A 19,103-nucleotide genomic window follows, 5' to 3' on the forward strand; every position below is an offset into this window, starting at 1 on the left:
AGCACGTCAGCGGCGCGTCCGGGCCGGACGCGTTGGGAAATTCTCTTTACGAACTTGTTGCTACCTGTTGTGGTGTACATGGATAGAGCGATACTTCCTCCGGTCCGTCAACCGCTCAACTCCGAACGGGGACGGCGACAAAGGGAGGACGCAGTGAAGCCGTGGGAAAGACCTCCGCAGCGGCGCAGATATCTCGGCGCGGCCGCGGCCGCCTTCGGTCTGGTGGCCACCTTGCTGGCCGCGGGCCCGGCGGCCGCGACGCCCGACCCCGGTGACGCCCCGCACAAGGAGCGGGTGACAAAGGGTCAGCAGTCGGAAGCCAGGGCCGCCATCGAGAACGGCGACATCCCCGGGGTGGACCAGGTGGTCCACAGCGACAATGTCAGCCACCTCATCAACATCCCCAAGCAGGGCCTCAAGGGCATCAACACCGACCTGGCCTTCCAGGGCAAGTACGCCTTCGCGGGCAACTACGACGGCTTCGTCATCTACGACATCAGCCGGCCGAAGAGCCCGAAGATCGTGAGCCAGGTGCTCTGCCCGGGCTCGCAGAACGATGTGTCGGTCTCAGGAGACCTGCTCTTCCTCTCCACCGACTCCTCGCGCAGCGACAACTCCTGCACCAGCACCACCCAGCCCGCGACCGAGAAGTCCTCCTGGGAGGGCATGAAGGTCTTCGACATCAGCGACAAGCGGAACCCGCAGTACGTCGCCGCCGTCGAGACCTCCTGCGGTTCGCACACCCACACCCTGGTGCCCGAGCGCAAGGACGTGTACATCTACGTCTCCTCGTACGCGCCCAGCGCCACCTTCCCGGACTGCCAGCCCCCGCATGACGGCATCTCCGTCATCAAGGTGCCCCGTAAGACGCCCGAGAAGGCCGCGGTGATCGACTTTCCCGTGCTCTTCCCGGACGGCGGAAACCCCGGCGGGCCCACCAACCCGGGCGTCTCGCAGACCACCGGCTGCCATGACCTCACCACGTTCCCCAAGCTGAAGCTGGCGGCGGGCGCGTGCATGGGCGACGGTGTCCTGCTCGATATCGCCGACCCCGCGAAGCCGAGGGTCATCGACCGGGTCGAGGACAACGTCAACTTCGCCTTCTGGCACTCGGCGACCTTCAACGAGCGCGGCACCAAGGTCGTGTTCACCGATGAGCTGGGCGGCGGCGTCGCCGCGACCTGCAACACCGAGGTGGGCCAGGACCGCGGCGCCGACGGCATCTACGACATCGTCGGCAAGGGCGACAAGCGCAAGCTCGTCTTCCGCAGCTACTACAAGATCCCGCGCCACCAGGCCGACACCGAGAACTGCGTCGCCCACAACGGCTCGCTGATCCCGGCCAAGGGCCGCGACATCATGGTCCAGGCGTGGTATCAGGGCGGCGTCTCCGTCTGGGACTTCACCGACTCCGACAAGCCCAAGGAGATCGGATACTTCGAGCGCGGGCCGCTCTCCAGCGACTCGCTCATCACCGGCGGCTCCTGGTCCGCGTACTACTACAACGGCTACATCTACTCCAACGACATCGAGAAGGGCTTCGACGTCCTGAAGATCCACGACCGGCGCACCGACAGCGCCGCGTCGGTCCGGCTGGGCGAGCTGAACACGCAGACGCAGCCCGACTACCGCTGAGCGCACGTCCGTTCACTCCAGCGTGCTCATCCGGCTCCCGTCGGGCGGCTCCTCGCCCGGCGGGAGCCCGAGCTCCCAGTCCAGTCCGTAGCGGTGGAACAGCTCCGCCCGCAGCCGCTCGGGCGGCATCGGCGCCCCCGGCAGCAGCACCGCGACCACGGCGCCCATCAGCAGAGCGCGCAGCAGCCGGTAGTCGGTCTCGGGGTCCTCGGAGCCGTACCGGGTGACGGTGTCCCGCAGCAGAGTGGCCAGCCGCTGCTGCTCGGGGCACTGGATGAAGCCCTCGGCCGTGAGGATCCCCGCCATATGCGTGCGCATCAGCCGCGGCCGGTCCCGGGCCAGCCCCAGGATCGCGTCGATCGCCCGCGCCATCAGCTCCCGCCCGGTCTCCGCGCCCTCCGGACGCGGCTCCCGCTCGAGCCCCCGGGCCAGCTCCATATGCATCAGCCGGTGGACGGCCGTTTGCAGCAACTGCCGCTTGCCCGGGAAGTAGTACGAGACCAGGCCGCGGGCCGCTCCGGCCCGGTCGGCGATATCGCCGAGGGTGGTCGCCTCGTAGCCGTGCTCGTCGACCAGCTCGACCGTCGCCTCCAGCAGACGGACCTGGGATCGGCGGCGCAACTCCTCATTGACCGACGGGCTTCGGGGGACCATGCTGTAACTCCTGCGTTGGCTGGCTGTCAGCCAATATACTCAGGCGACGTTCGGTTGTCCGCCGATCCGGCCAGGGCCGCCGCATGTCTCCGCCGGTTCGGGCGACACGGGGGGATCGCCCGAACCGGTGGGTTCGCCCCACGGGATCCCTTTTCGGGCTCCGTTCCGCGGGACCTAGGGGGCCGCGGCGGCGTCCGGCAGCAGTCCGAGAACCGCGCGCAGGGCGTCCGGACGCCGGTCCACCGGGAGATGGTCCACCAGGTGGATCCGGCACCCCAGGGCCGCCGCTCCCGCGTCCGCCCGGCGGTCGTCGCCCACCATCAGCGCATCGCCCGGGGCCACGCCCAGCGCGTCGCAGGCGGCCCGGAACAGCCTTGGGTCCGGCTTCTGGACCCCGTGCTCGTACGACAGCGCATAGGCGTCCACCAGCGGGTCCAGCCCGTGGGCGCGGAAGACCGGGCGCAGATCCCAGCCGATGTTGCTGACCACCGCGATCCGCACCCCGCGCCGGCGCAGCTCGGCCAGCACCCCGGCGGCGTCCGGGTAGGGCCGCCAGGCCGCGGGCTCCATATGGCGGTCATAGAGGGCGTCGTACAGCTCGGGGCGGGGCAGCGGAACCTCGCGGGCCATACCGGTGAAGGCGGCCCGGTGCAGCTCGGTGCTGCGGTCCCGTACGGCCCACACCTCCGCCAGGTGCGGCGGCACCGCGCGCGGCGGGGCACCGCCGGGCAGCGCTCCGGCCTCCTCCAGGCCCCGTGCGTACCGTACGGCCTCCTCGTCCGGGACCGCGGTCCCGCTCCGCTCCAGCACCGTACGGAGCCAGGACTCGGTGGACTCGATTCGGAACAGCGTCCCGGAGAAGTCGAACAACGCGCCCTTGACGGTCACAGTTCACGCTCCCTCGTCTCTGATGTGGCCAACAGTCAGGACTTCCGGCATCGTATGCCGCGGGGCCGGTCCCGGGTTCGGTCCATGGCACACCCCTTTCGGCCGTTTTGCAGGCAGATAAATCCCGGCCAAATCATGGCGCAGAATTTAGGGGAATCATGGGGTGGCGGCCGTTTATGGTCGCGCCGGCGCGGTGATCCTATAGGGGTCAATCCCCGTATCTCCGCGACGAGTCGGGGGCAGGCATTATCTGCTGAGGGGCGAGAAGGTTGCCGGGAATGGTGCGCGACATGACTTTGAGGCAACCGGGGGATGGCCGCAGGTGGGACGCTTGCCGCTCCGGAGCCCGCTGGGACGGGCGTGGAGCGGCGGCCTGCCGGGGCGGCTGCTGGTAAACTACCAGCTTTGCACAGGGTAAGGAATACTGCCGGGTCCATAACCGGTTCAGAGGCTGAGGTGCATTCGCGTCGGCATGCCGCACATCGCATTTGTCCTGCGCGCCCGCACCGGCGGCATCCCGCCCTTTTCGGGGGTGCGAGGACGGGGCCGCCCGCTCAGCCGGGCACGTTCGCACGGGGGCGGAAACCGTGGCTGATCATGGCCGGTGGACGGTTTCGCTCCGGTTGTGACTCTGCTTGTATGAACGTCAAGGACATGGGCTCCCACCGGAGGTGATCCAGATCAGGGAATCAGCCGCCGTCGGCGCAGCGGTTATCTGTCTCGTCAGAGAAGGCTTCCTCCGCAGGGTGGGATGACCGCGGAGATCAACTCATCGCTCAGACGCCCACCCCCACAGCGAGGACTGATGAGTATGGGACTGACAGATTATCAATTAGGGCTTCGCGACGTCCTCGACATGGCAGTACGAGGAAACGGCGGGCTTCTCCAAGTGACCGGGGGACCCGGTGTCGGAAAGACCTCCTTATTGGGCAGTCTGAAGGAACAGGCGGCCGAATCGGGCGCGGTCTGTCTTATGGCCTCGGGATTCGCGGACGACACCGCGATCCCGTTCAATATAGTGGAACAGCTCATCTGGTCGTCCGCGTTCACGGGCGAATTGGATGTCGTGGCGCGCTGGAGGACCGCCGGAGAGCGGTATTCGGAAGCCGAACCCGGCATACTGAGAAGCCTGGTCCGAGAGATATCCGATGTGCTGCACCGTATCGCGGGCGGCAAGCAACTGATCATCGCGGTTGACGATGCCGAGCATGCCGACTACCCCTCCCTCATGTGCCTGCTGCATATCGCCAGGCGTGCCTCCGGCACCCGTACGCTCGTCGTGATGACCTGTGGGCAGAGCCATCAGTTGAGCGCCGGGACTCACGGCTTCCATGAGCTCTACAAGATCAAGATCGATACACTCCCGGAATCCGGGGTCGGACACCTGCTGGAGCGGCACGGCGACGCCGACCTGGCCGACCGGATCCGCGCCTCCTGTCACGCCGTCAGCGGTGGCAACCCACGGCTGGTCAAGGCCCTGCTGCGGGACCATCTCCAGGCCGCTGCGGGCGGGTCGGAGACGGATGTGACCGTCGGCGCGGAGTTCCAGGAGACCTATCGCGGGTGCCTGTTGTCCCATCCGGCGTTGCTCCAGGTGGCACAGGCCCTCGCGGCGCTGGACCGGTACGGCAGCCCGTGGCGGGTGGCCAGTCTGCTCGCCTGCGGCCGGGAACGCGCGACCCGGGCCATCACCGTCATGAACTCCGCGGGACTGCTGGAGGACGAGCGTTTCCGGCACCCCGCGGCGCGATTCATCACGCTGGAGACGCTGTCGGCGGAGGACCGGGCCCGGCTCAGCGCGAAAGCGGCCGAACTTCTGTATGCCGACGGGGCCGATCCGATCGCGGTGGCGGAACTCCTGGTCACCGCCGACAGAACGCCCGACCAAAAGGGCGTCACAGTGCTCTGGCACGCGGCCCAGAAGAATCTCGACCACGGCCGTACGGAGGAGGCGATCGCCGGCCTGCGGCTCGCCGCCCGCGCGGACCTCGGCCGGCGGGAGCACATGGACATTCTCATGGCGCTGGTCGGCGCGTTATGGTCCAGCAATCCGGCGACCGCCGAACCCGAACTGGACCGCCTGATGGCCGCGATACGGGAGGAATTCCCCGCGGACATCCCGGAACAGTATCTGTGCTTCCTGCTCTTCATGGTGCTCTGGTTCGGCCGGTTCAGCGACGGGGAAGAAGCCTTCAAGTGGCTGTCGGGCGGTGGTGGCACCGATAACGCGTCCAGCATGGCCGCTCTGCGGGTGACCCGGCAGTGGGCCGCCTTCCTCAAACCGACCCTGATCCATGACTTCCCCGACCAGGCTTCCTCGGACGGGGAAGTCGACGGACTGTGGGCGGCCAACCTGGAGCACGGTCTTCAGCTCTCCGCCGACGAACTGGGCATGGAGATCGGGCATTTCCAGGATCCCCGGCAGGTAGCCGACTTCTCTCCCGACACCATGCATCTGCTGTCGCCCTCCAACCACTTCTGGTTCGCCTACGCATACGCCTGCCGGATGGTCTGGGCACTGGCCGCGAGAGGAGAAGCGGAAACGGCGGACCGGCTGTGCGGCGCGCTTTTCACCGCGGCCGACAACCTGAACATGAAGACGCCCGGCGCCGTCGCCCTGTCCATGCGTGCCTACATCAGATGCCGCCATGGGGACTTCACCTCGGCCATCGATCTCGCCGGCACCGCGCTGAAGTCCATCCCGCCGCGCGGCTGGGGCGTCGCCATCGGATTGCCGCTCTCCGTTCTGGTGGCGGCCCACACCGCCATCGGCAGACTCGATGAGGCCCAGCGATATCTGCATTACTGGGTGCCGAAGGAAATGTTCGACAGCGTTGTGGGATTGGAGTACCTCCGGGCCCGTGGGCAGTACTGCCTGGCCACCAACCGCCCCTACGCGGCGCTGAACGACTTCATGGTGAGCGGGATGCTGATGGACCAGTGGCCCGTGGACTTCGGCGCCCTGGCGCCCTGGCGCATCGACGTCGCCGAGGCGTATCTGCATGTCCAGGAGCCTGCGGAGGCCAAAAGACTCGCCCTGGAGGAACTCGAGCTGTCGCCCGACCGCCCCTTGAGCACCCGTGGCCGGGCGCTGCGCGTTCTGGCCATGGCCGAAGACCCGGACAAGCGCAGGCTGCTCCTGTATCAGTCCGCCAAGTGTCTGCGCGAGCACGGCGACCGTTTCGAACTCGCCCGTACGCTCGCCGAGCTCAGCCAGGACTTCCTCAGCACCGGGGAAACCCAGCAGGCCCGCGCCACCTGGCATGAGGCGCAGAAGCTGATGGACGAGTGCGGGATCAGCGCCCAGCACGAGAGCCGCCGGGACCTCGTGGTGGACGGCGCCGAGAGCCCCGCGGACGCGCGACTGCCGGAAGCCGCCGGGGATACCGGGGAGCCCGAGGAGTCGGAACCCGCCGCCTCGGCAGAAGGCGCGGAGCAGCCCGTTCTCTCGGAGGCCGAGTGGCGCGTGGCGACCCTGGCCGCGTCGGGGATGTCCAACCGGCAGATCGCCAAGAGCCTCTACATCACGGTCAGCACCGTGGAGCAGCATCTGACCCGCATCTACCGCAAGCTCTCGGTCGGAAATCGGCAGGAGCTTTCGCGTCGACTGTGGCAGCTCATCGGCGCCACCGGATCGTCCTCCTGCTGAGCGTCCTGCCGCCGGGGCACGGCGGGATACCCGCGCCCAAGCCAAGGGGGCATAGGGGAGTGGTTAGGGGAGTGGGGAGCGGGTGCGCGGACCAGACTTGTCCATCCGTAGGGCGGCGCAGTGGTGGCGGCGCAGTGGTGGCGACGAAGCGACTGACGGGACGGACAGGCATGGACGAGATACGCGACTACCCCGAATTGCGGGCTGCTGCATGCCCGTTCTCACCCCCGCCGGGATACGAGGAGCTGCGCGAGCGGTCCGCCGTCACGCGAGTGCGGATGTGGGACGGCAGCACCCCGTTTCTCGTCACCGGCTATCACGAGGCACGGGCCGCGCTCGGCGACAGCAGGTTCAGCGCCGACGGCACACACAAGGCGATGCCCCGCTTTGTGAAGTTCGAGGTGCCGGCCGAGGTGTTCAACCTCGGCAGGATGGACGATCCGGAGCACGCCCGGATCCGCCGCATGCTCACCGCGAACTTCACCATCCGGCGCACCGAGGCGATGCGGCCGATGATCCAGGGCATCGTCGACGGCCTCCTGGACCGGCTGATCGCCCAGGGCCCGCCGGCCGACCTGGTGGCCGACTTCGCCTTTCCCCTCCCGTCCCAGGTGATCGGCGTGATGCTGGGGGTCTCGGACGCCGACTTCGCGGAGTTCCAGCAGGCGTCGCAGGGCGTCATGGACTTCACCGCGTCGGCCGAGGAGATGGGCGCCGCGCTCGGCGTCATGGTGGACTACGTCTCCCGGATGTGCGCGGCCAAGCGCGCCGACCCGGGCGACGACCTCCTCAGCCGGCTCATCGTCGACCAGGAGCCGACGGGCGGGCTCACCCAGCAGCAGGTGGTCGCCACCGCCCTGGTGCTGCTGCTGGCCGGGCACGAGACCACCGCCAACATGATCGCCCTGTCCACCGTCCTGCTGCTGAGCCACCCCGACCAGCTCGCCCGGCTGCGGGCCGATGCCGGGCTGATGGGCAACGCGGTGGACGAACTGCTCCGGTACATCACGATCGTCCAGGAAGGCACCGGACGGGTGGCCGTCGAGGACGTCGAGGTGGGCGGCGTACTCATCCCGGCCGGTGAAGGGGTGATCATCAACCTGCCCAGCGCCAACCGCGACCCCCACTTCGCGGACGCCCACGAACTGGACCTGAGCCGGCCCAACGCCCGCGAGCATGTCGCGTTCGGCTTCGGCGTGCACCAGTGCCTGGGGCAGACCCTCGCCCGGGTCGAGCTCCAGATCGCTCTGGAGACCCTGCTGCGCCGGCTGCCCACGCTGCGCCTGGAGGTCCCGCTCGACGACCTGGCGTTTCTGTACGAGTCGATGAACTTCGGCGTCGCCCGTGTGCCCGTCGCCTGGTGACCGCGGAACGGATGACAGAAGGATGATGAGGGGAACACGATGGTGAAGGTCTCGGTGGATCAGGACAAGTGCTGCGCGGCCGGGCATTGCGCGCTGGCGGCGCCGGAGGTTTTCGACCAGCGGGAGGAGGACGGGACCGTGGTCCTGCTGGATGCGCGGCCGCCGCTCGCACTGCGCGACAGCGTCGCCGAGGCGTCGTTCCTCTGCCCGGCCGCCGCGATCGCGGTCGAGGACTGAAAACGGCTCCGCACCCGATTCGGGCCCCGGCGAGACGGCTTCTCGCCGGGGCCGCGTCAGCGAAGGGAAGGCAGTCTTGACCACGTCGACTTCCACTTCGGCCGCCGGCTCCGCGTCCCCTGCCCGGCAGGTCACCGTCGGGCTGGCCGAACGCTCCTACACCGTTCACATCGGCCACGGTGTGCAGCGGCTGCTGCCACAGGTGGTGGCCGCCCTGGGCGCGCGCAGGGCGGTGGTGGTCACCGCGCGGCCCGCCGGGCAGACCCCCGACCCGGGAGTGCCCTCGCTCGTCGTGCCCGCCCGCGACGGGGAGGAGGCCAAGGACCTGGCCGCCGTGACGGACCTGTGCCGCCGGTTCGTCGGATTCGGACTGACCCGCTCGGATGTGGTGGTGTCCTGTGGCGGCGGCACCACGACCGACACGGTGGGCCTGGCCGCCGCCCTCTACCACCGGGGCACCCCGGTCGTACATGTGCCGACCTCGCTGCTCGCCCAGGTGGACGCGAGCGTCGGCGGGAAGACCGCGGTGAACCTGCCCGAGGGCAAGAACCTGGTCGGCGCCTACTGGCAGCCCGCGGCCGTGCTCTGCGACCTCGAGCATCTGAAAACCCTGCCCGACCGGGAATGGCGCAATGGCCTCGGTGAGATCGCCCGCTGCCACTTCATCGGCGCGCCCGACCTCGACGGGCTGCCGCTGCTCGACCAGATCTCGGCCAGTGTGACGCTCAAGGCGGGCATCGTCGCCGCGGACGAACGCGACTGTGGCCCGCGCCACCTCCTCAACTACGGACACACCTTGGGGCATGCGCTGGAACGTGCCACCGGGTTCGCACTGCGCCACGGCGAGGGCGTGGCCATCGGCACGGTCTTCGCCGGCCGGCTCGCCGGCGCGCTGGGGCGCATCGGCCCGGAGCGGGTCGCCGAGCACCATGACGTCGTATCCCGCTACGGCCTGCCGACCGGGCTGCCGCCGGATGTCTCGGTGTCCGAGCTGGTGGAGCTGATGCGCCTGGACAAGAAGGCCACCGATGGGCTGACGTTCGTCCTGGACGGCCCCGAGGGACCCGGACTGGTGCGCGGGATCCCCGAGGACACCGTCAGTACCACCCTCGCGGCGATGCCCCGCGCGCCCGCATGGTGATGCCGCACGGTATCCGGACCACCGAGACCTTTCTCCACATGCGTTTTAGGGGCGCACGGACTCGATAGGGGGTTGACCGTGCGGCGCCCGCCACCGATAACTGAACAGCCCGATGACGAGAACGAGATGTGCTGGGGCCGGTTAGGGGGCGGAGCTTCCGGTAGGGGTTGAGGCAGGCAGGGGCGTGCTGATGGAATCGTGTCCCGATCAACAATTTGGTCTGACTCAAGGGCCGCGAGTCCGCATTCCGTCGACCTCGATCGGGGACCATCACCATGCCCTACAGCTATGCCATGCCGGTGAATACCGAGCGGAATTCCCGTCCGCTGGGCGGGGTATTGAATACCGCGGTGCACCTCGGACATCAATTCGGTGACTCTTTGGTGCGGCCCGGGCAGGCTCTTCTCGTGGACGGACCGCTGGCATGCGGGAAGACGACCCTGCTCCGGTCGTTCGCCGAACGGGCCTCGGAATCCGGCTATCTCACCATCACCGCCACATGCTCCCCCAGTGAGCGGGACCTTCCCTTCGGTGTCGTCTCGCAATTGGCCCGTGGCGCCTGGAAGTCACCGGGCGGGCCCCCCGAGGTACCGGGGCTGCCGGACATCCTCCGCGGGGCCGGCGATCCGGTGGACCAGGCCGGGATCGCCCGGCTGTGCCACCGGCTGTGCACCTCGCTGATCGACCACGCGGAAGACACACCACTGCTCCTGGCCGTGGACGATGTCCGGCACAGCGACCCGGCCTCCGCACACTTCCTTCTGCAACTGGTGCGGCGCCTGGACTCGGCACGCATCGCGGCCGTATTCACCGACGACCTGAGCCTGCCCTCGTCCCTGCCGCTCCGCTACGAACTGCTGCGCGCCCAGCACCTGCGCCGCATCGGCCTGGGCCCCCTTTCCCCGGGCCAGGTGGCCGAAGTGGTCGTGGCGGAGCTGGGGGAGGCCGCGCGCCGCCACGTCGGCGACATCCGCGCCGCCACCGGTGGCAACCGGCTGCTGCTGCACACCTTGCTCTCCGACTACCGTGAGCACGGCGAGGCCCGCCAGACCGGCTACGGCCAGTCCTTCCTGAGCTGTCTGCACCGCAATGAGCCGATCTTCCTGGACGTGGTGCGCGCGCTGGCCGTGGTGGACTCCGCCCTGCCCGCCGCCGACCTCGCCTGGCTGACCGGACACGAACCCGAGCCCATCAGCCAGGTGCTCGCGGCGCTGACCGGCGCCGGGCTGATGGACGAGGGCGCGTTCCGGCAGGAGACGGCCCGGCTGAGCGTGCTCAACGACATGCCCGCGCAGGCCCGCAGGACCCTGCATCAGCGAGCCGCGCGGCTGCTGCACGACCAGGGCAGGCCCGCCACCACCATCGCCCGTCACCTGGTGCGGGCCGGGCAGATCCCCGACTCGTGGTCGGCCGAGGTGCTTCTGGAAGTGGCCGAGCAGGTGGCGGTGGGCGAAGAGGCGTCCATCGCCGTCGACTTGCTGGAGCAGTCCTTCGAGCAATGCCCGCACGAGGAGCGCCGCGCCGCCCTGCGGGCGAAGCTCGCCGAGGCGGAGTGGAAGATCAATCCGTCCACCGCCACGCGGCACCACGCACCGCTGTACGGCGCCGTCCGGGCCGGCCGGCTCGGCCTCCCCGACAGCGTCACCCTGCTCATGCAACTCCTGTGGAAGGGGGGACTGAGCGAGGTGGAGGGGCTGCTCGCCCATCTGCGCGCGGACCCCGCGGCCACCGACCAGCTCCATGCCATCGAGGCGGCACTCACCTGCACCTATCCCTGGCTGGCCGAGCGGCGGGCGGCACCGCCACACCACGGTGGCGCCGCGGCGACACGGGCGGCGGTGTGGCCCCGGGCCGGTACGGTCCTGGCCGATGTGCTCACCGGAGGGCAGAGCCATGACACCGTCCGGCGGGCCGAGGAGGTGCTGCGCGAACTCCAGCTCGGACACGACCCGGCATGCCATGAGCAGGCGGGACTGTTCGCCCTGCTCGCCCTGGTCTACGGCGGCCGGAACGACCTGGCGTCCGCCTGGTGCGAGGGTGCGCTCGGCGAGACCGGTGGCGGACCGCACGTCCCGATGCGGCAGGCGGTGCTGTCGGCCGCCAGGTCGGAGATCGCACTGCGCCGCGGTGACCTCGCCGAGGCCGCGGAGCGGTCCCGCGCCGCCCTCACCCACGCCTCCCCCGGCGCCTGGGGTGTCGCCATCGGGCTGCCGCTCGGCGCCCTCATCCTGGCGTGTACGCGGATGGGGCGGCACGAGGAGGCGGGGTTCCACGTCGCGCAGACCGTGCCCAACGCCATGTTCAAAAGCTCCTACGGACTGCACTACCTGTACGCGCGCGGCCACTACTTCCTGGCGGCGGGCCGCCACCAGGCCGCGCTCGCGGACTTCCTGCTCTGCGGCGAACTGCTCACCGACTGGGGGCTGAGCAGCGGCTGCGACCCGGTGCCGTGGCGGATCGGGGCGGCGGAGGCATGGCTGGCGCAGGGCAACCACGACCAGGCCCGAATCCTGGTGTACCAGCAGCTCAGCCGTCCGCACACGGACGGCGCCCGGGCCCGCGGACAGTCGTTACGCCTTCTGGCGGCCACCAGTTCGGCCAAGCGGCGGCCGCAGTTGCTGGGCGAGGCGGTGGGCCTGTTCACCGAGCAGGAGGACAAGTACGAGCTGGCCCGCACGCTATGGGACCTCAGCCAGGCGTACCACGCGCTCGGCGAGAAGAAGCAGGCCCGCCGGACCATGCGCCGGGCCTGGCATGTGGCGAAGATGTGCGACGCGGCGTCGCTGTACGAGGAGTGGCTGCCGGCCGACGACCAGGGCCATGCCACCGGGCCGACGCCGAAGTCGGACACCGCGATCGAGCGGCTGACACACTCCGAACGGCGGGTCGCGTCGCTGGCCGCCATGGGCTACACCAACCGGGAGATCGCCGGGAAGCTGTACGTCACGGCCAGCACGGTGGAGCAGCATCTGACCCGGGTGTTCCGCAAGCTGGACATCAAGCACCGGGAGCAACTGCCGACCGAACTGTACGCCGACCGGATGGAGTTGGCGTGACCGCGGCGTCGCGCGCCTGACCGCGGAGCCGCGCGGACGGCCATGTCCCGGCAGAGCCCCGGAACATGGCCGTCGGACGTTCGGACCCCAGCCACCTGGTCAGCGTTTGACCGCGAGCGTGATGCCATCACCCACGGTGAGCATGCTGATCTCGACGCGTCCGTCCTCCCGGAGCAGCTTGTTCACCTCGCGCAGGGCGGCGGTGTCGGCGTCCTGCGCGGCGGGGTCGGTCACCCGGCCGAAGAAGAGGGTGTTGTCCAGGACGATGAGCCCGCCGCGCCGGAGCAGCGCCAGCGACTCCTCGTAATAGTGCGCGTATCCGGCCTTGTCCGCGTCGATGAAGACCAGGTCGAACTCCCGGCCCTCCCGCCGCAGTCCGGCCAGTGTCTCCTTGGCGTCACCGATGCGCACGTCGATGCGGTCCGCCACCTCGGCGCGCTCCCAGAACGGGCGGCCGAGCCCCGGCCACTTCGCCGTGATATCGCAGGTCACCAGCGTGCCGCCGGCCGGCAGGGCCCGCGCCATGCACAGCGTGCTGTAACCGGTGAAGGTGCCGATCTCCAACACCGAACGGGCGCCGACGAGCCGCACCAGCAGCCCGAGAAGCTGGCCCTCCTCGGGCATCACCTGCATGGCCTGGGCGGCGGGCAGACCCGCGGTCTCCGCCCGCAGCCCGGCCAGGATCTCGTCATCGCGCAGGGACAGTTCCCGGACATATCCGAGAATTTCTTCGGTCACATCGACTTGCTGAGCCATCGGATTTCCGCACCCCGCAAAGCTGAAAAGGGAAGGACCAGGGAAAGGCAATGCGGCCCATGCTAAGAATCCGTCGACACGCCGCGCAATGGCGTCTTCCGGAATGCTGGAACTCATATTCCGGCTGAGGGGGGTATAGGGGGGATCCTTAGGGGATTTGGGTGACCGCCCGGACAATACCGTGAACGCGGAAGCGCGTGTCATGGTCGGCACGTTGTTCACAAACGCGCTGCGGAGGCGATTGATGAGCGGAGATGCGGAAGCGCCGCGGCTCACGGTGCTGGGCGCAGGAACGATGGGACTGGGAATCACCTCTCTCGCCGTCGGGCACGGAATCCCGGTGACGGTCGTCGAGGTGGACGAGGCCAAGGCCGGCCGAACCCGGGCCGCGGTCACCGAACGGCTCCGCATGGCGCAGCTCATGGGAGCCCTGCCGGCCGGCCGCCCGCAGGGCGAGCTGACGGTCACCGCGTCCCTGGCCGACGGCCGGAACGCCACCGCCGTGGTGGAGGCCGTGACCGAGGACACCCCCACCAAGGCCAAGGTGCTCGAAGCGGTCGCCGGGCTCACCGGAGCGCGGGTGCCGCTGATCTCGAACACCTCCTCCATCCCGATCGACGAACTGGCCGGTCATATCGCCGATCCGGCACGGCTGGTGGGCACCCACTTCATGAACCCGCCCTATCTGATCCCCACGGTGGAGGTGATCCGCGGCCCCCGGACCGGGGAAGCGGTGATGACCGCCGTGACGGATCTGCTGCGTGCGCTGGAGCGCAAGCCGGTCGTCGTCGGCGACGGGCCGGGGTTCGTCACCAGCCGGGTGCTGCACCCGATGATCAACGACGCGATCCGGGTGGTGCAGGAGGGCACGGCCACGGTGGAGGCCGTGGACGTCCTCATGCGGGACTGCCTGGGCCACCGCACCGGGCCGCTGCGCACCGCGGACCTGATCGGCCTGGACAACCTCGCCGACTCGCTGCGCGTGCTGCACGAGCGCACCGGCGACTCCCGGTGCGCGCCGAGCGAACTGCTGCTGAAGAAGGTCCGCGACGGCCACCTGGGCCGCAAGTCGGGCCGCGGGTTCTACGCATACGGGAAGGAACTGGCGTGACCATCTCATCCGAGCCGGGCAGCCACACCGCCGAGACGGTGGCGCAGGAGGTGCAGCAGTTCCTCGAACGGCGCACCAAGCAGACCTGGGACCCGGACACCGACCTGTTCAGCTCCGGCGCCGTGTCCTCGATGTTCGCCATGGAGCTGGTCGTACACCTGGAGTCGACCTTCGACGTGGTGATCACCGGCCCCGACCTGGCGCTGGACAACTTCCGCACGGTCAACGCGATGACCGCGATGGTCCTGCGGCTGCGCGGGGCACAGCCGTGACCGACGCCGCCACCAGCCATACGGAGCTGGTCAGCGGGTTGATCGGGGACCGGGCGGACGCCTGGGACCTGGCCGGGGAGCTGCCCCGCGACCTCCTGGTCGAACTCGGCGCCTCCGGTGTGCTGTGCGCGCAGGTCGGCGCCGAGCACGGCGGCGCCGGACTGGACAGCCGTGCGGGCGGGGAGCTCACCGCGGCGGTCGGCGCCCGGTGCAGCTCGCTGCGCAGCGTGATGACATCCCAGGGCATGGCGGCGTGGACCGTACGGCGGCTGGGCGGCGCGGAACAGTGGTCCACCTTTCTGCCCCGGCTGACCTCCGGTGAGCTGGCGGCGGTCGGATTCAGCGAGCCCGGGGCGGGCAGCGACCTGGCCGCGATGGAGACCGAGATCGCCGACGACGGCACACACGTGGTCGTCACCGGGCGCAAGGTGTGGATCACCGCCGCCCACTACGCCGATCTGCTCGTGGTGTTCGGGAAATACCGTGGCGGCGCCGCGGCCGTGGTCGTGCCCGCCCAGGCCCCCGGAGTCAGCGTCACGCGGGTGCCGGACCCGCTGGGCTGCCGCGCCGCCGGACACGCGGACATCACCCTGGACGCCGTCCGGGTGCCCACCGGCCATGTACTCGGTGGCACCGGACTGCCGCTGCCCCTGGCGACCACCGCGGCCCTCACCTACGGGCGCATGTCCGTGGCCTGGGGGTGCGTCGGCATCCTGCGCGCCTGCCTGGACGCCGCCGCCACGCACACCGCCACCCGGGAACAGTCCGGCCGCAAACTCGCCGAGCACCAGTTGGTGGCCCGGCACCTGGCCGAGCTGTACGTCGCGGAACGGCACGCCACCCGGGCCTGCGAACACGCCAGCGCCTCCTGGGACACCGGCTCGCCCGAGATGGCGGTCCACGCGGTGCACGCGAAGTACGTCGCGTCCCGCGAGGCGGCCGAGGGCGCGGCACGCGCCGTACAGCTCCTGGCGTCGGCCGCCGCATCCGACGGCCATGTGGTGGCCCGGGCGTACCGCGACGCGAAGCTGATGGAAGTCATCGAGGGCACCAGCGAGATCTGCCAGCTCGTCCTCGCCCAGCACATGCGGAAGAAGGTGCAAGCATGACGGAGGGGAAGCCCGTGAGCGAGCCGCCGACGGCCGTCAAATGTCTCGTCTGGGACCTGGACAACACACTGTGGTGCGGCACCCTGCTCGAAGACGGCGAGGTGCTGCCCTTCGAGTGGGTGCGCGATGTCATCACCACCCTCGACGAACGCGGCATTCTCCAGTCCATCGCCAGCAAGAACGACCACGACCACGCCTGGGAGCGCCTGGAGGCCCTCGGCCTCGCCGAGTACTTCGTACTGCCGCATATCGGCTGGGGCCCCAAGTCCGCATCCGTACGCGCCATCGCGGACCGGCTGAACTTCGCCGACCGCGCCATGGCGTTCGTCGACGACCAGCCCGCCGAACGGGCCGAGGTCGCCTACCGGCTCCCCGAGGTGCGCTGCTACCCGGCCGAGGACCTGGCCGGGCTCACCGGGCTGCCCGAGTTCAGCCCCGCCGTGGTCACCGTGGACTCCCGGCAGCGCCGGAACATGTACCAGTCCGGATTCCGCCGTGACGCCGAGCGGGCCGAGTTCAGCGGCCCCGACGAGGACTTCCTGCGCACGCTCGACATACGGATGGGCATCTCCCGCGCCACGGACCGGGAGCTGTCCCGGGTCGAGGAACTGACCCTGCGCACCAGCCAGATGAACGCCACCGGCGTCCACTACCCCGACTCCGTACTGCGCGGACTGCTCACCGACCCCGCGCACGAGGTGCTGGTCATCACGATGGCCGACCGGTTCGGCCCGCACGGCGCCGTCGGCATCGTGCTGCTGGAACGGCACCCCGCGGTGTGGCATCTGAAACTGCTCGCCACCTCCTGCCGGGTGGTGTCCTTCGGCGCCGGGTCCACCCTGCTGAACTGGCTGGCCGACCAGGCGGCACAGGCCGGGGTGCACCTGGCCGCCGACTTCCGGCGCACCGATCGCAACCGGATGATGGAGGTCGCCTACCGCTTCGCCGGGTTCGCCGACACCACCTGCGCCTGCACCGCCGCCCTCGCGGTCCCCGACGAGGAGGGGGTCGAACGCCTCCACCTCACCCCCGCGTTCCAGCCGGCCCCGACGACGCCGCGGCTGACGGCGCCCGAGCTGGCCGACCCGGCGCTGCCGCGCTCCCGGTGACCGGCGGGCGTCTTCCGCCCCGCATCCTCGCGTTCGCCTCCGACTGGTTTGGGTGATCACTGTGCTTGTGCTCGGGCTCAACGGCAACTTCTCCGCCGCGGACACCGATGTGGTGCCGCAGCTCGGCGAGGTGTTCTTTCACGACTCGGCGGCTTCCTTGATCCGCGACGGCGAACTCGTGGCCGCCGTGGAGGAGGAGCGGCTCAACCGGATCAAGAAGACAACCAAATTTCCCCTCAACGCGGTCCGTGAGTGCCTGGCCCTGGCCGGTGCGCGGCCCGAGGACGTCGACGCGGTGGGCTACTACTTCCCCGAGAACCACATCGACACCGTCCTCAACCACCTCTACACCGAATATCCGCGGGCCCCCCTGCGCTACTCCCGGGAGCTGATCCGGCAGCGGCTGAAGGAGGGCCTGGGCTGGGACCTGCCGGACGAGAAGCTGGTGTACGTGCCGCACCACGAGGCGCACGCGTACTCCTCGTATCTGCACTCCGGCATGGATTCCGCGCTGGTCCTGGTGCTGGACGGCCGCGGCGAACTGCACTCCGGCACCGTCTACCGCGCCGAGGGCACACACCTGGAGAAGCTGGCCGACTACCCGGTGCCCAAGTCGCTCGGCGGGCTCTATCTGAACGCCACCTATCTGCTCGGCTACGGCTTCGGCGACGAGTACAAGGTGATGGGCCTGGCCCCCTGGGGCAACCCCGAGACCTACCGCGACACCTTCGCCAAGCTCTACACCCTCCAGGACAACGGCGAGTACGAGCTGCACGGCAACATCATGGTGCCGAACCTGGTCAGCCCGCTCTTCTACGCCGAAGGCTTCCGGCCGCGCCGCAAGGGCGAACCGTTCACCCAAGCCCACCGCGACTTCGCCGCCGCGCTCCAGGAGACGGTCGAGAAGATCGTGCTGCACATCCTCGAATACTGGGCGAAGACCAGCGGCCAGTCCCGCCTGTGCTTCGGCGGCGGCGTCGCCCACAACTCCAGCCTCAACGGGCTGATCCTCAAGTCCGGGCTCTTCGACGAGGTGTTCGTGCACCCCGCCTCGCACGACGCGGGCGCGGGCGAGGGCGCCGCCTACGCCGCCGCGGCCAGCCTCGGCACGCTCGAGCGGCCGAGGAAACGGCTGCTCAGCGCGAGCCTCGGCCCGGCAATGGGCGGCCGGGAGCAGATCAGGGCCCGGCTGGCAGACTGGGCGCCGCTGATCGATGTGGAGTTCCCGGAGGACGCCGTGGAGACCGCGGCCGGACTCCTCGCCGAGGGACAGGTGCTCGGCTGGGCGTACGGGCGCTCCGAGTTCGGCCCACGCGCCCTGGGCCACCGCAGCATCGTCGCGGACGCCCGCCCCGAGGAGAACCGAACCCGCATCAACGCGATGGTGAAGAAGCGCGAGGGCTTCCGGCCGTTCGCCCCGGTGGTCACCGCCGAAGCCGCCCGCGACTACTTCGACCTCTCCGGCGCCGACGGCAACCACGAATTCATGTCCTTCGTGGTGCCGGTGCTGCCGGAGCGGCGCACGGAACTCGGCGCGGTCACCCACGTGGACGGCACCGCCCGGGTGCAGGTCGTCTCCGCCGAATCGGGCGAGCGGTTCCACCGCCTGGTGCGGCGGTTCGGCGAACTGACCGGCACCCCCGTGCTCCTCAACACCTCCTTCAACAACAACGCCGAACCCATCGTGCAGAGCCTCGACGACGTGGTCACCAGCTTCCTGACCACCGACCTGGACGTCCTGGTGGTGGAGGACTGCCTGGTACGCGGCAAACCCGCGCCCGACCTGGGCGTTCTGGTGCCGCGGTTCCGGCCGGTGACCCGGCTGGTCGAGCGCAGGACGGCCGGTCCGGACGCCTCGGCGGGAGCCAGGACCCACGAGATCCACCTCGACTACGACGGCGGCCCGTCCGCGAAGGTCTCGCCCGAGCTGTACGAACTGCTCGGCGCGGTCGACGGCACCACCACCCTCGGGGATCTGGCCAAGACCGTCGGCGGACTCTCGGAGGCACTGGCCACCGAGGTGTTCGCCCTGTGGGAGCAGCGCTTCCTCACCCTGGCCCCGGCCGGGGACCTCCCGACGGGCCACGGGCCCGCGGACGACGGTGCGCGGGGGCGCTGACCC

At 69.7% G+C, this 19,103-nt stretch carries 14 protein-coding genes; 11 read left to right on the plus strand and 3 right to left on the minus strand.

What is annotated here, in order from left to right; all coding sequences use genetic code 11:
* Positions 1–153: 153 nt before the first annotated feature.
* The gene (locus KN815_RS07380) at positions 154–1,635 is read left to right on the plus strand and encodes an LVIVD repeat-containing protein (protein ID WP_216340938.1); all 1,482 of its coding nucleotides are present in this window, start codon (positions 154–156) and stop codon (positions 1,633–1,635) included.
* Between the two features lie 12 nt (positions 1,636–1,647).
* On the opposite strand, the gene KN815_RS07385 is transcribed toward KN815_RS07380, so the two are convergent.
* Together KN815_RS07385 and KN815_RS07390 are read right to left on the minus strand one after the other, a co-directional pair.
* Positions 1,648–2,289 carry a TetR/AcrR family transcriptional regulator gene (locus tag KN815_RS07385; RefSeq protein WP_216340939.1) on the minus strand — a complete coding sequence of 214 codons (642 nt, stop codon included), beginning with the start codon at positions 2,287–2,289 and terminating at the stop codon, positions 1,648–1,650.
* Positions 2,290–2,463: 174 nt separating this feature from the next.
* Positions 2,464–3,177: an HAD family hydrolase gene (locus KN815_RS07390; protein WP_216340940.1), complete on the minus strand. Its 714-nt coding sequence runs from the start codon at positions 3,175–3,177 to the stop codon at positions 2,464–2,466.
* An 811-nt stretch (positions 3,178–3,988) separates the two neighbouring features.
* Between KN815_RS07390 and KN815_RS07395 the strand changes: the two genes are divergently transcribed.
* The 5 genes from KN815_RS07395 (at position 3,989) to KN815_RS07415 (ending at position 12,624) form a co-directional block, all read left to right on the plus strand.
* On the plus strand, positions 3,989–6,826 hold the full coding sequence (locus KN815_RS07395) for a helix-turn-helix transcriptional regulator (protein ID WP_216340941.1): 2,838 nt from the start codon (positions 3,989–3,991) through the stop codon (positions 6,824–6,826).
* 170 nt (positions 6,827–6,996) lie between these two features.
* Entirely contained in the window at positions 6,997–8,190 is a 1,194-nt protein-coding gene (locus tag KN815_RS07400; RefSeq protein WP_216340942.1) for a cytochrome P450, read from the plus strand.
* A gap of 42 nt (positions 8,191–8,232) precedes the next feature.
* Positions 8,233–8,427 (plus strand): ferredoxin, encoded by a 195-nt coding sequence (locus KN815_RS07405; RefSeq protein ID WP_208517530.1) that lies wholly within the window; start codon positions 8,233–8,235, stop codon positions 8,425–8,427.
* A 76-nt stretch (positions 8,428–8,503) separates the two neighbouring features.
* Positions 8,504–9,568: a 3-dehydroquinate synthase family protein gene (locus KN815_RS07410; RefSeq protein WP_216340943.1), complete on the plus strand. Its 1,065-nt coding sequence runs from the start codon at positions 8,504–8,506 to the stop codon at positions 9,566–9,568.
* Between the two features lie 293 nt (positions 9,569–9,861).
* Complete coding sequence (locus KN815_RS07415; protein WP_372458285.1) at positions 9,862–12,624, plus strand: helix-turn-helix transcriptional regulator; 2,763 nt, start codon at positions 9,862–9,864, stop codon at positions 12,622–12,624.
* A 99-nt stretch (positions 12,625–12,723) separates the two neighbouring features.
* Here KN815_RS07415 and KN815_RS07420 read toward each other — a convergent pair whose 3' ends face one another.
* On the minus strand, positions 12,724–13,380 hold the full coding sequence (locus tag KN815_RS07420; RefSeq protein ID WP_216340945.1) for an O-methyltransferase: 657 nt from the start codon (positions 13,378–13,380) through the stop codon (positions 12,724–12,726).
* A gap of 244 nt (positions 13,381–13,624) precedes the next feature.
* Here KN815_RS07420 and KN815_RS07425 point away from each other — a divergent pair, with 244 nt between their 5' ends.
* From KN815_RS07425 to KN815_RS07445, 5 genes are read left to right on the plus strand one after another with little or no spacing between them, the layout of a single operon-like run.
* Complete coding sequence (locus KN815_RS07425; protein ID WP_216340946.1) at positions 13,625–14,491, plus strand: 3-hydroxyacyl-CoA dehydrogenase family protein; 867 nt, start codon at positions 13,625–13,627, stop codon at positions 14,489–14,491.
* Entirely contained in the window at positions 14,488–14,763 is a 276-nt protein-coding gene (locus KN815_RS07430; protein ID WP_216340947.1) for an acyl carrier protein, read from the plus strand. Before KN815_RS07425 ends, KN815_RS07430 begins: the two co-directional genes overlap by 4 nt.
* Complete coding sequence (locus KN815_RS07435) at positions 14,760–15,872, plus strand: acyl-CoA dehydrogenase family protein (RefSeq protein ID WP_216340948.1); 1,113 nt, start codon at positions 14,760–14,762, stop codon at positions 15,870–15,872. The genes KN815_RS07430 and KN815_RS07435 overlap by 4 nt, the downstream gene beginning before the upstream one ends.
* Positions 15,869–16,981, plus strand: a complete 1,113-nt coding sequence (locus tag KN815_RS07440) for an HAD-IIIC family phosphatase (protein ID WP_216340949.1) — start codon at positions 15,869–15,871, stop codon at positions 16,979–16,981. Before KN815_RS07435 ends, KN815_RS07440 begins: the two co-directional genes overlap by 4 nt.
* Positions 16,982–17,033: 52 nt before the next feature.
* A complete protein-coding gene (locus KN815_RS07445) occupies positions 17,034–19,100 on the plus strand; it encodes a carbamoyltransferase family protein (RefSeq protein ID WP_216340950.1) in 2,067 nt (688 codons plus the stop codon).
* The last annotated feature ends 3 nt before the right edge of the window (positions 19,101–19,103 follow it).

The organism is Streptomyces niphimycinicus, assembly GCF_018883605.1.
Taxonomy (GTDB): Bacteria; Actinomycetota; Actinomycetes; order Streptomycetales; family Streptomycetaceae; genus Streptomyces; species Streptomyces niphimycinicus.

Excerpts from the sequence above, each read along its gene's own strand:
- KN815_RS07385 (WP_216340939.1), bottom strand. The coding sequence starts at position 2,289 with ATGGTCCCCCGAAGCCCGTCGGTCAATGAGGAGTTGCGCCGCCGATCC.
- KN815_RS07395 (WP_216340941.1), top strand. The coding sequence starts at position 3,989 with ATGGGACTGACAGATTATCAATTAGGGCTTCGCGACGTCCTCGACATG.
- KN815_RS07400 (WP_216340942.1), top strand. The coding sequence starts at position 6,997 with ATGGACGAGATACGCGACTACCCCGAATTGCGGGCTGCTGCATGCCCG.
- KN815_RS07415 (WP_372458285.1), top strand. The coding sequence starts at position 9,862 with ATGCCGGTGAATACCGAGCGGAATTCCCGTCCGCTGGGCGGGGTATTG.
- KN815_RS07420 (WP_216340945.1), bottom strand. The coding sequence starts at position 13,380 with ATGGCTCAGCAAGTCGATGTGACCGAAGAAATTCTCGGATATGTCCGG.
- KN815_RS07425 (WP_216340946.1), top strand. The coding sequence starts at position 13,625 with ATGAGCGGAGATGCGGAAGCGCCGCGGCTCACGGTGCTGGGCGCAGGA.
- KN815_RS07440 (WP_216340949.1), top strand. The coding sequence starts at position 15,869 with ATGACGGAGGGGAAGCCCGTGAGCGAGCCGCCGACGGCCGTCAAATGT.